Origin of the sequence: Streptococcus sp. A11 (assembly GCF_043674225.1) — a bacterium.
Classification (GTDB): domain Bacteria; phylum Bacillota; class Bacilli; order Lactobacillales; family Streptococcaceae; genus Streptococcus; species Streptococcus suis_V.
Map to the genome: position 1 here is coordinate 78,154 of NZ_JBIMJS010000001.1, position 12,606 is coordinate 90,759.

Genomic DNA, 12,606 nt, shown 5'->3' on the forward strand with positions numbered 1-12,606 from the left:
AGGGCATCGTTTCCGATGAGGTTAGAAGGTTCACAGCATCTAACCAAGGTCCGCTCCTGCGTTTCAATCTAATGAAGACCTCCCTAGCGTCGAATGTGACAAAGTCACTACTCGGCTCATCGCATGTAACTATTCTACCATAATCTCAAGGATTTGCAAGCCTGATTACTCCATTCGTTCTTGAATGGTTACTTGTACTCTATCACCAGCCTGTTTTCCAATAGCTGCTCGAATAGCCTTTTGAACGCCAATAATGTAACAGATATTGCCTGCTTCATCCTTAACTCCCATATTGACAATGGAGCCATCATAGGGATGACCATCAAATCTGGCATGTACTTTTACCCTCCCCTTGTCAAACTCTTCTCGTATATCATAGGGAAAGATGACATAGGCTCCGCCCTTATCTGGAACAGGGTGGATAGTTGCTACAAATTCATATACTTTAGACAAGATTCCTCCTAAATGTACTTACTAGCTTCACGAATGGATAAGCCTGCCATTTGGGAACTGTACTTTTTTAGAAAAGCCCGTACCCAGTCAGGATTGGTCTTGGAATAATCTCGCAAACTCCAGCCAATCGCCTTGTTAATGAAAAATTCAATCTGATTGAGATTATTGATTAGGATTTGTTCCAACAACTCTGTATCTGTCTTTTCTTTCTGCAAGAGTTGGTGGTCAATGGCAATCCGTCTCAACCAGAAATCATCATCCAAACTCCATTCCAAGATTGTCTGCTTGGCCTCTGGATTGTCCAAAACAATCTTACCGACTAGTTTATCTAATCCATCAATACTATCCCACCAAGACTTACTTTGAGCCAGTTTTTTCAAACGGGGTAAATCAGCTAGAACCAAGTCTTTTTTCTTGGTAACCAGATAATCAATGGCGATATATTGAAATTCACGGTAGGGCTTAGACCAGCAAGCCTCAACAAATTCCCAGTCAATTCCCTGAGCCTTAGATTCTTTGAAAAATTGCCTAGCAACTTTTCGGCGGTCAGGAGTTCGCACACCCAGAAAGTCAAAATTGTTTTTCATATAAGCCTTCATAGGCTGGGCCTGACTGGCATCCGCCACAGCCAACAAACGTTTTTCTAATTCGTCAATCTTCATTTTGCTTACCTACAAGAGATTTTTGAAGCCAGACAATATCATGCCAGGTATCAAATTTATAACCAACATTTTTGAAATGTGCTACCTGTTCATACCGTCTCTTCTCATGGAGAGCAAGCGAGGCTGGATTAGGAAGAGCAATACAGGCTAAAAAGTTCTTAAAGCCACGCGCTTTCAAATCTTCTTCTATGGCATCATATAAAAGACTTCCGATTCCTTTTCCACGTGCCTCATTACTGACATATACAGACATTTCAACTGTCCAATCATATGCAGCACGAGCATAGTAGGTCGATGCGTAAGCATACCCCACAACCCGCCCTTCTTCTTCTGCGACAAGATAGGGGAATTTCTCCAAGGTCTTTTTAATCCGACTAGCAAAGTCTGACACCGTAGGCACTTCTGTCTCAAAAGTAATGGCTGTATTTTCAACATAAGGAGCGTAGATAGCCACCAAATCTGCAGCATCCTCTATCCTTGCGGAACGAATGTCTATCATTTAGTTCTCCAATAATTCTCTATCATAAATGGTATAGTCACAACGATAGATAATCAAACGCTTACCATCAATCAAGAGCTCAGATGTTTTTGGCGCATCAGAAGCATAAAGGGATACCTTATCACCAACATAGGTCGCTAATGGTGTTCCATTTTGCGAACGAATCAAGACTACCTTGGCCTTACCTGTAAAATCATTTTTCAAGCTAGAAACCATCCGATTAACCAAGGGAATAGAACGATCATAGTTGGCAATATCTACAGTCGATTGATACTTGGCAAATAAATCCTCCAAGCCCTCTTCGGCAGCAATCAAGGAAGAACCAACATGGTCAATTTCATAATTACCTAGTGTCACCTTCAAAACAGACGAATCCGCATTAGAAAAGCCTTCGGCATCTACTGAGTCGAATTCTTCATTCCGCGAAATCGATAAGGACTTACCAGACATTTCGTCTATTAGCTGAGAATTCTCATCAAATGTCCGAACTGTCATTTCCAGGCCAATCCACTCTTCCTTGGTATTTTTCCACCAATTTGAAATCGACTGACAGGCTGATAAAGTAAACAAACTTGCGACTAAGACAGCACTGAGTGCCAATTTTTTATTCCATCTCATATAAAACCTCCAAAATATGATACTTTATTGTAACATGAAAAAGTTTAGCTGATATAAAAAATCTAACTGTCTTTTATAAATAATCAGGCAACCATAAACAGTATTGCCCTTTTTCAAATTGAAAAAGGCTAACAAAATCTGATTTGCATCAAAAAACTTTTTAAAACTTGTAAAAAGAAGTCTGTGGCAACTTTTAAAAGTTTAAAACGCATCATTTTGTTTGGAATACTACTTTTAAACATTTATAACATTCAACTTGCTCTTGAGATACACCTTTTCAAATTTAAAACTATTTTTCAAATTTTGCACATTTTTGGTTTCCTTTAACGAATAAATAGATAACCGGATAAAAAAATAAAGCGAGGTATATTAAATGAAAATCCGAATTCCATTATACGCCCAACATTTGAATCAGGCAGAGTTTGTTCAACTCATGAGTAGCACAGTTGATACTCTAAAACAGTATCGTTCTTCAAGCAATGATCCTATGGTTGCTGACCTGACACAACGTTTAGAAGACTCCTTACCTTTGATGAAAGAGAGTCTCAAACAAAAACGAGGATCTGATTTGACCAAGGAACTGAAGCAAGCTCTTAAAATCCGAAAGATTGATTTTGCGGCTTTTGTAGGTGGTCTCAAACTCTTTCAAAATGCTCGAACAGATGAAAAGTTAAAGGCCTATCGCCTGTTGCAAGAGCTGGTCAAATTGTATAAGACTGCTCCAACTGCCAATATGCAAGAATCATCTGCCTTGATGGATTCCCTGCTTGCTCGACTCGCACAGCCACCTTACTCCGAAGCTGTCACTATGCTGATGTTAGAGGAGGCTGTCGCCAATCTGCGTGACAGTCAAGAAAAATCCTATAGCCTTTATCTCCAACGTAGTCAAGATACCAGTACACGTGTCAAGATTGATAGTGCTAAAATCCGTAAAAATATGTTCAAAGACTATACTCTTCTGTATAACCACTTGGTCAATAAGGTAAGTTATAATGCTAACGCTAGTGAGAAGGTCATCCTACAAATCCTAAACGATATTCGCCAAGATTTTTCAGAGCGAAATAGACAGAAAAATAAGGTAGAATCTAGCCCTTCCACCATTGAAATCAAAACTGTTTTGCCACAAGGAAAAGAATTGGAGACAACATAGAAAATATCCCCCTAGTCGAAATGATTAGGGGGATTTTCTAAATGAATATGCAAAATATTAATTTTCAGTTAAAGTATAGTTTGGTTGCATGATGGCTGAATCATAAATATTTGGATCTATTATTGGAATAAATTCAATAACTTCCCACTCATTTTCAGCTCTATCTTCATTCCAAAAATGATTGATATACTGTATAATTGCCTTCGGTGATAAAGCGTGAATGTTTCTTTGCAACATTAAAACTGAATTACTCAAGTCAAAGATTGCATTTATATCATTCGCTATAAATTCATCATCATCTAATGGAACATCTCTTTCACTTTCCTCTGTAGCCTTTGCAATATAGGGCATAGCATTATTGGTCAATCGTTCAAATTGCATTAAAAGCAAGTCATTTTCATCAACTCGAAAATTTTTCAATCTAATCGGATCACCATTATATTTCCAACTTCTAGCATCTAAATCTAACTCTTTAACCTTTTCAGCAAATTGCGTTAAATCAAAAAGCATCTTTTCCCGTGAATTATCAACAGTTCTATCAACTTTTAGTTGATAGTATAAAAACTTTACAATTACTTGATTCATTGACATATTCTTCTAATCTCCCTCCCCCACCCTAACCTGTCCATTCATCAGCATTGGCAAGAGCCAATCACGGAGTTGGGTCAGTTCTTGGTTTTGTTGTTTATTTTTTTGTATTGTATTTATAATGGGACGAAAAATATCAACAAACATATTAGCAATAACTGGACAATGTGGCTGGCTGATATTTTGAACATCTCCAATTGTAATATATTTAATTATTGACCCATTCGAACCTTTTCTAAGCTTTTCAATGGATTGCAAACATGCGGGATACATGAATAATAACTCGTTTTCATCTGCTGATTGAATAACATATGTTCGTTGATATGCCTCAAATTTTCCTTCTGTAAAGTTAATATAGAAATTACCGTTACCAGCAATTAATATAGCTTTCCCTTCAAAAGAATACTCATCTGCCTTTATAGGTTCATTGGCTGTTGTCCAAAAATCATACTGACCATTTTCAGTACCAAAATTGGCATCGCGTTTCCCTGTTGCTATATCCAACTCCCCCAACTGCTTCACTCCCCACCCTTCTGGGATTTCGCGTTTGAGTTGGTCGTTATAGACCATTTTTCCACCAGAGGACTTGTAGGGCTTTCCATTTTCATTAGGGAAATCAAACTGCACAAACCAATAATCATAAAGCGTCTTAGCCATCGCTTCCAACTCTTCGTTGATTTGGTTATTCAGAGCGATTTTTTGGTCGATATTGTCTAGAAAAACGGATATTAATTTTTGTTTCTGTAAATCAAGTTCAATATCAACAACCATATTTTTCAACATTGTTTGTGTAATTAGAGGTTGGCTAGAACCTATCTGCTTAGAATTTAATCCTAAAGACTTGAGTAAGTAATAAAAAAATTTTAAATCTTTTTCCTGACTAACAATTCCTGCAATTGCATTATCTGACACCCAACAGGAATTCTTTTCCATGTGAACACTACCACAATATGCACCAACTCTTCCTATGATTATCGTATTCTCATAGTTAGACACATCTGTATAACCAAGTATTCCATTTCCTCCATAAATTGGAATTTTTCCTGATGATTGTTTAATTGCTTTACCATTTTTAAAATCAATTAATTCTCCGAGAGCAACTTTACTCATACCTCACCCTCCTCATCTGCTTCTCTATTTCCTTTTCCAATTCATGGGATTGGGCAAAGAGGCTGGCTAGGCGGTCTTGGAAGCCTTGCATTTTTTCTTCAAACTCTTCTGGGCTAATATCAACGTAGTCAATCTTGATGTCAAAGTACTGACCTGCACTGAGGGAGTAGTTTTTGTCCTTAATCTCCTCATAGCTGACCTTGACAGAAAAGTCTTCGACAACTTCTTTGTTAATAAAGGTCTCAATGATTTGGCTTTCTTCATCAGTGCTAAGGACAGTCTTTTGGTTCTTGCCTTCCTTGACCTTGGTTCCCAGATTAGAAGCATCAATCAAGACCACATCGTCCTTATTCTTCTTATCAATAAAGAGGATAGAGACATTGGTTCCTGTGGTCGCAAAGATATTGGACGGCATGGACACAACTCCTGCTAGCATCTTCTCATCGACCAGGTGCTGACGGATTTTCTTGTCAATACCTGACTGGGCAGTGATAAAGCCCGTCGGCAAGACAATAGCTGCCTGCCCATCTTCTTTAAGACTATAGATAATATGCTGGATAAAGAGTTGGTAAATAGCCATACTCTCTTTCTTCTTGTTGGGAATCTTCGGCACACCGGCAAAAAATCGCTCACTGCTATTTGGTAGGCTTTCTACCTGGTCCCGCCATTCCGAAAAGTCCAGTTTGAAAGGAGGATTGGACACGATATAGTCCATCTTCTCCACATGACGATTGTTGAGGATAGTATTTCCCTGTACAATATTGTGAATGGAATGCTGCAAGCCATTGAGAATCAAGTTGAGACGCAAGAGATTGGAGGATTTTTGAGAAATATCCTGACTGTAAACGCTGGTACGGTCCGTACCAATCTGGCTGGCCAAGTTCATCAAAAGGGTACCTGAACCTGCAGAAGGATCGTAGATTTTGACGTTACTTGGTTGGTCATTTCCCACCAAAATGGCCGCGATGATTTTGGCAACAGAGTGAGGTGTGTAGTATTCCGCATACTTTCCACTATCCTTGTTGTAGTCCTTAATTATGTACTCAAACAAGGTAGAGAAGAAGTCAAAGCCCTGTGAAAAGATCTGCTGGTCAAATTTAACACGCGCCAAGAGATTGATAATAGAAGCCGCCACTTCATTTCGCTTGCTGGCATCAGAAATGGTATCCGTAATCAAGCGTTGATCAAAGAGGCGAATATCTGTTCCACCATCCGTATGAACTGAGAAAATAGCATTGTTGTCAATGGCAATCTGATTGAGCGTTTGTTCAAAAATCTCAGAAAAATCTGCTTGGTTCTGTTGACGGTGTAAGCTTTCAATCAATTGTTCAGGTTTTAGATGAGCAGTTTTAGTCCCAATATCGTCTAAAAACCAGTCATAATCCTCTTCAGAAAGGTCCAAAAGACCTTGATAATCATAGTTATTGTCAACGACTAAGGCTTCGTAGAGAAACTTATCATTTAAAAACTTATATAGGAAGGACTGGGTCAAGAGTTTATACCCTCCTGCTTCACCCCATAATCCTGCATTGGTTAATACTGCATTGAGTTCATCTACCAAGCCTTTTACTTGGCTTTGTACCTGTACGATATAATTGTCTTCCATTTGGTTAGTATTCTCCTTCATAGACTTCCATCAGGGAACGAATCAACTTATCATAATCGACTCGTTTGAGTTGCTTCCCTACTTCTGTTTTCTTCATTTCTTCACGGGCTAGGCGCTTGATCTCCCCTTCCAAATAGGCTTCGTTGTCAAGGATTCCTTGGTTGAGTCCGATTTGATAGTCAATCAAAGGCTTGGCACCTTTTAATATTTGATAAATTGCTGGATAATCACTCACTACTGTGGATTGGGTAACTCGTTTAAAAGTACGGGCTGACATGCTATCTCCGCCAAAGTTCATAGCCAAACGATTCATCCGTGATTTGTAATCCTCTACAGAATCGAACAAGCTTTGGTAGGCCTGTTTGGTCTCCTTGATACGTTCCAAGCTATATCCTTCAACTTCCTGTGTCATGTGTTTGTTTAGAACTCGTTGGAACTCTTCAAATAGGCTAACCCACTCTGGATCTTTCTCGTCCCTACGTAGATTGATACCACTGGCCACACGACGACGGATGTCATCAAGATCATTGGCCGCAAGGCGCAACTCCTCTTCTTTGATCTTTGTAAAGCTAAAGCTAGTTTCAGACATGGCAAGATTTAAGAGTTGTTGGCTAGAAAAACTATCTGGTTTGTCAATCAAACTCAGGGTCAATAGTCGGCGAGATAACATATTTAATAGGCTGGCTATTTCTCCCATATTGACCTGCTCGATGACTTCGTGATAGCCATGGAGGCGCGCCATGTTGTAGTACTGCCGAATGGTCTCAAGCGACTTCCTCAGTTGGATTAATTCCTTCCTATCCTTCACTTGGTCAATTGCTTTTTCAAAATATTCCAAGTTATCTGTTGGATAGTTCATCAAAACCCCTTGCGATTTTTCTAACTGGTCTTTGACTTCTTCTGGTGTGACAAATATAGCTCCAAACGGATTTTCCCCATCCTCATCAGTTAAAGCTGATTGGTATTCGCGATTGAGTTCTTCCAAGTAGGCTTTATTGGTCTTGTCGAATTCTTTAGAAATATCCGCAAAATCAACTACATAGCCAAATGTATAATCCTTGTATGGACGATTGACACGGGTCAGGGTTTGTAAGAGGTTATGAGCCTTGATTTTCCGTCCAAGATAGAGTCGTTTCAAACGTGGTGCATCAAAACCTGTCAAGAGCATAGAGTAGACGATAACAAAGTCAGTTTGACCTTTCTTAAACTTTTCTACTTCTTCTTTCTTGTAATCCTTATCTCCTGCATCATGCAAAATCAAGGTAGAGGTGAAACTTGTATGACCTGCTAGTCGCCGTTCTTCTAATTGCTTATGCAATTCCCGAGCTTGTTCGGAAGAATCACAGACAATCATTCCTCCAATGGATTGATCATCAAACAGTATATTTCGAGCTCTTGTAAAATCTTCTAAAATGAAATCCAACATAGGACTGACATAACGAGGATGAGCAAAAATTTCTTTTTTATCAATCGAACCTTTTTGAATCTCTTCATGTATGGCTTTCAGGTTCTCTTTATAGGATGTTTCGATATCCTCACGTATTAGTCTCAGCGTAAAACCATCCGCAATGGATTGATTATAGTAGTATTTATGGATATAGTCTCCAAAAATATCACGAGTGGTTATAGCCGTTTCCTTGGATTTACCATCTGCTTTCGGAGCAATCAATGGAGTACCTGTCAGCGCAATCTTGATAGCTTGCTTATCAGCATTATACAGATTTGGTAGATAGGACCCTTTTTCATTGTAGGAACGATGGGCTTCATCGATAAAATAGATATTCTGCCGATTTAAGTTATAACCAGAATGGTCCGTCAAGTCGGATGTATCCTTAAATTTTTGAATATTAACCACCGAAACATGACACTTGGCTGGTACTTGATTTAACTCACTGGGCTTGTTTATTCGATTAACTGTTAGGCCACGCTTGCTAAATTCTTTAAAGGCCTGATCAGCCAAATCCAACCTATCTACCACAAAATAAAAACTTGGTACCATACCCTTATCAGCATAATAGTCACGCAAATAGCGGATATTGAAGAAAGCAAGAGCTGTTTTACCGGAGCCTTGTGTATGCCAAATGACACCTTTCTTCAAACCATTTTTCAAGCCTCTTTCAATTGCCTTGGTCGCAAAATATTGAGGATAACGCATGGCGTGTTTTTGTAGTTGAATCTGGTCATGCTCATCTCGTTCTTCCACATAGACTAGACCATAGCGGAGCATGAAAAAGAGCCGTTCTTTCTGATAAAGGGAAGTTAAAAAGGAATTGCAAGGACTTGCAGGATCCAAGTTGGTTCGGAATTCAACTTGCGACTTGAGGGCAAAACGATTAACATCTGTAAGAACCAAATCAATCATTTTTTCTTCCAATGGAGATAGAACTAATTGCTCTGGTTCTTCTTCCTTGAATGAGTTAAATTTGGTACCAGATGAAGCATTGGTGCAGTAATAAGAGCCTTGTAACTGTTGTCCTTGGCTATCATCATAGGGAAGATTGTCTGAAAAAGCAATCAACTGTGTGATATTGTTAAACCGTCTGAACTTTTTATTTTCAAATCGAAACTTGGTCCGATCCTTTTCAGACTGAATACCTGTCTTCCCATCTCGAATGGCATTTGGTTGTTTGACTTCTATATAACTAAGTGGTAAACCATTTATAAATATCGTAATATCTGGTCGGAACTCGTCCTCACCATTTTGACAAGTGACTTCCAAAGCTATATGAAATGTATTTGCCTCAAGATTTTTCCAATTGATATAGGTATAGCCAGAATCAGCATGAATACGTTTGAAGAAACTTCGTCCTAAATCATCTTGTTCTAATTCCAGGCGAATATTTTCAAATTCTTGTTCAAAATCAGCTTCACTTGCATAATTGTTCAATTTAAGGAACTGTTGTTTAAAAATGGATAGTAAGATATTTGTATCCGGATCTCGTTCTTTAATTTCTTTACTAGTAGCCGAAAGATAGTCATAACCGAGTCTGGTCAAATGTAAAGCAGCAGGTATTTGCACCCTCGTAAACTCATTGTGTTCCTTTCTTATCATACATGCTCTCCTAGTCTATTCTTACCATTCATTATACCATATTTGCAAGTGCTTACCGACAAAAAACCGCCCTGTCGGACGGTCAGTACTCTATTAAAAATTAAAGACGTCATTCAAATTCTCAGCCATAGTTGGGTGAGTGAAGATTTGAGTCTTGAAGTAGGTATATGGAATCTTGTTGTCAATGGCCATAGCAATCAAGTTAATCAGCTCCTCTGAGTTGCGACCAAAGAGAGTCGCCCCCAGAACAAGCTTACTTTCCTTATCCACGATAACCTTGAAGATACCTTTGAGGTCGTTATTGACATGGGCACGAGGCATATTGGCAACAGGCAATTCATTGGCAATGTAGTCGTAGCCTACTTCTTTGGCCTCCTTCTCGGTCAGACCAACACGAGACAGCACAGGCGTGATAAAGACGCTGGTTGGAATAGACTTACGTTGGCTCAAGCTGTAAGTTCCAGTCCCAGTCAACTTTCCGAAGACGATACGGAAGTCGTCTAGGGATGTGTAAGTGAATTGTAGACCACCATTGACATCTCCAACAGCATAGACACCTGGAACAGTGGTTTCGCAGTAGTCATCCACCTTAACAGCACCATTTTCCAAAAGCTCAATGGCCGTATTTTCCAAGCCCAAGTCTGCGGTGTTTGGCACACGACCTGTCGCATAGAGGACAGCATCAAAGTTAGCTGTTTCACCATTGACAGTCACAGCCACTTGCTCGCCCGCAGCTGCTACTTGCTCGATGTTAGCTCCAAGCTCGAAGGACACGCCAGCTTCTTCCATATACTCCTTGGCTAGCTGAGCGACTACTTCCTCTTCTCTTGGTAAAATAGCAGAGCCAGCTTCATATACCGTCACCTGACTACCGAGTTTGCTGTAAAGCCCAGCAAATTCCAGTCCAATGTTACCTCCGCCAATAATAGCCAACCTGTCAGGACGAGTTCCCAAGTTCTGAATGCCTGTACTATCATAAACGTGTGGTGTATCCAACAAACCTGGAATTGGAAGAACACGTGACTTGGCACCTGTGTTAATGATAACAGTTTCAGCAGTTAACTGAAGGCTTTCTTCTCCAGCAACTACCTCCACAACCTTGTCAGCCACAAAACGCGCGTGACCTTGATAGAGATGGGCTCCACTGCCTTTCAAGACCGCTTCATTTTTGTTCCGCAAGCGAGTTGTCACAGTTTCCTTTTGCTCCATCACCTGCTCAAAAGTCCAGTTCTTATCTGCTGCAACCAAGAGGGTCTTGGTTGGAATACATCCGATATTGATACAGGTCCCGCCAAACATAGCAGGATTTTCCTCCACCAAGGCAACTTTTTTACCTACCGAAGAAAGCTTTCCTGCCAAGGTCTTACCTGCCTTACCAAAACCAATTACTAACAAATCATACTGTTCCATAAAATACTCCTTTTGCTATTTTCAACCCTAGTCTATCAAAAAAGAAAATTTTTAGCACAATTCTGCTACGGATAACAAAAATCCCTTGAAAATAAGGGATTTCATGTCTTAAAACCGAATAACAAACCGCATGGTATGATGATCAAGCGGAAAAAATTCATAGGAAAACTGGTGACTGTCCAAAATCTGCTTGACCAGGTAGAGTCCAATACCTGTCCCTCCGTCCTCCTTGCTACGACTGTAATCTGGTCGGTAGAAGGGCTGGAAGACTTGGTCAAGTTCTTCCTGGCTGAGGAAATGAGAAACCTGATTATCTATTAAAAGCTGGTTAGCCTGGAGTTTGAGTTTGATAGTTGCTTGATGGCTGGCATAACGAAAGGCGTTGTCCAAGATATTTTTAAAGGCCTTAGTCAGATAAATTGGATTACCTTGGACAAAAACGTCTTCCAAATCTGTTTGAAACTGATAGCCTTCTAACAATGCCCAGTCAACATAGGAAGGTAGGATTTCTTCAAGCAGGCTATGAAGGGCTATTTCTTCTCCCTTGTTTTTTATAGCCATATCCACTGTGGTAGCTTCTAGGATAGACTGAACGAGGGCTGCTTGCTCAGCTAGGATATCACGACACTTGGCTAGGTAGGTCTGATGGTCCTTGAAATCCCCGACATTATAAAGCATCCCCTCGACCAGACCGGTCATGCTGGCAATGGGCGTTTTGAGTTCATGTGAGGTCATACGGAGAAAGTCAGATTTCTCCTTCTCACGCACCAGGCTACGCTCGTTTTCTTCTCGCAACTCTTCTATGCTGCTCTGCAATTTTCCATAAAGATGGTTGATGTCCTGGGCCAAAGTAGCAATCTCATCACGACCCATCACTTGACAGGCCAGACCTGCTTGTAAGCTCTGCATTTGCCGTGTCGTCGCAGAGAGGTGGGTAATCCTACGAGTTGAGAAGCGGCTATAAATAAAGGCTGAGGTCACGGCTAGGGCAATAATCAAGAGGAGCACAAAGGGATAGAAGGTCAAGAGAGTTTGACTGACTCCTGATAGGGTATGGAAACCATATTCGGCTGTGAGAACCAACTCCTTGCCTTCTTTTGTAGTGACAAGAGCCGACCAAGAGCCAATCTCATCGTACTGGCCTTGCTCCAGATAACTGCTTCCCCTCTCCTGACTGCTCTCTTCCTGCGAAGGATAGATAATCTCCTGATCGGCAGAATAGAGGGTCAAAAGTAAGTCGGGGGAATCTTGGTCGTAGGCGGTCAAACTGGCGAGAATCCTTTCCTGGTCCTGACCTTCTAGGGAAATAAGAACTTGGTTATATTCCTGTCTGAGCTGGTCTTTCTTAGCTTGATTGTAATAAATAGGCATGGCATAGTAGAGTAGACCAAGCAAGATAAGTGAGGTCAGGCTGACCATTAGAGTTACGATGAGGAATTGTTTTTTGGCTAGTTTCAT

Annotated in this window: 11 protein-coding genes; 1 reads left to right on the forward strand and 10 read right to left on the reverse strand. The window is 40.2% G+C overall.

Annotated features, from left to right (window positions below):
* Positions 1-165: 165 nt before the first annotated feature.
* From ACHBIF_RS00350 to ACHBIF_RS00365, 4 genes are read right to left on the reverse strand one after another with little or no spacing between them, the layout of a single operon-like run.
* Positions 166-453 (reverse strand): DUF1905 domain-containing protein, encoded by a 288-nt coding sequence (locus tag ACHBIF_RS00350; protein WP_394717897.1) that lies wholly within the window; start codon positions 451-453, stop codon positions 166-168.
* An 8-nt stretch (positions 454-461) separates the two neighbouring features.
* Positions 462-1,115: a DNA alkylation repair protein gene (locus ACHBIF_RS00355; RefSeq protein WP_172058900.1), complete on the reverse strand. Its 654-nt coding sequence runs from the start codon at positions 1,113-1,115 to the stop codon at positions 462-464.
* Complete coding sequence (locus ACHBIF_RS00360; protein ID WP_394717899.1) at positions 1,105-1,614, reverse strand: GNAT family N-acetyltransferase; 510 nt, start codon at positions 1,612-1,614, stop codon at positions 1,105-1,107. The genes ACHBIF_RS00355 and ACHBIF_RS00360 overlap by 11 nt, the downstream gene beginning before the upstream one ends.
* The gene (locus ACHBIF_RS00365; RefSeq protein ID WP_394717901.1) at positions 1,615-2,232 is read right to left on the reverse strand and encodes a DUF5052 family protein; all 618 of its coding nucleotides are present in this window, start codon (positions 2,230-2,232) and stop codon (positions 1,615-1,617) included.
* Between the two features lie 373 nt (positions 2,233-2,605).
* On the opposite strand from ACHBIF_RS00365, the gene ACHBIF_RS00370 reads away from it, so the two are divergent.
* Complete coding sequence (locus ACHBIF_RS00370) at positions 2,606-3,382, forward strand: DUF6261 family protein (protein ID WP_394717903.1); 777 nt, start codon at positions 2,606-2,608, stop codon at positions 3,380-3,382.
* Between the two features lie 57 nt (positions 3,383-3,439).
* Here ACHBIF_RS00370 and ACHBIF_RS00375 read toward each other — a convergent pair whose 3' ends face one another.
* The 6 genes from ACHBIF_RS00375 to ACHBIF_RS00400 all read right to left on the reverse strand — a co-directional run bounded on the left by ACHBIF_RS00375 (position 3,440) and on the right by ACHBIF_RS00400 (position 12,606).
* The gene (locus tag ACHBIF_RS00375) at positions 3,440-3,973 is read right to left on the reverse strand and encodes a DUF6731 family protein (RefSeq protein WP_394717905.1); all 534 of its coding nucleotides are present in this window, start codon (positions 3,971-3,973) and stop codon (positions 3,440-3,442) included.
* A 6-nt stretch (positions 3,974-3,979) separates the two neighbouring features.
* Complete coding sequence (locus ACHBIF_RS00380; RefSeq protein WP_394717907.1) at positions 3,980-5,080, reverse strand: restriction endonuclease subunit S; 1,101 nt, start codon at positions 5,078-5,080, stop codon at positions 3,980-3,982.
* Positions 5,073-6,686 (reverse strand): class I SAM-dependent DNA methyltransferase, encoded by a 1,614-nt coding sequence (locus ACHBIF_RS00385; protein WP_394717909.1) that lies wholly within the window; start codon positions 6,684-6,686, stop codon positions 5,073-5,075. Before ACHBIF_RS00385 ends, ACHBIF_RS00380 begins: the two co-directional genes overlap by 8 nt.
* Positions 6,687-6,690: 4 nt before the next feature.
* Positions 6,691-9,738, reverse strand: a complete 3,048-nt coding sequence (locus tag ACHBIF_RS00390; RefSeq protein WP_394717911.1) for a type I restriction endonuclease — start codon at positions 9,736-9,738, stop codon at positions 6,691-6,693.
* A gap of 93 nt (positions 9,739-9,831) precedes the next feature.
* On the reverse strand, positions 9,832-11,148 hold the full coding sequence (locus tag ACHBIF_RS00395; RefSeq protein WP_394717913.1) for an FAD-containing oxidoreductase: 1,317 nt from the start codon (positions 11,146-11,148) through the stop codon (positions 9,832-9,834).
* A gap of 108 nt (positions 11,149-11,256) precedes the next feature.
* A complete protein-coding gene (locus ACHBIF_RS00400) occupies positions 11,257-12,606 on the reverse strand; it encodes a HAMP domain-containing sensor histidine kinase (RefSeq protein WP_105110571.1) in 1,350 nt (449 codons plus the stop codon).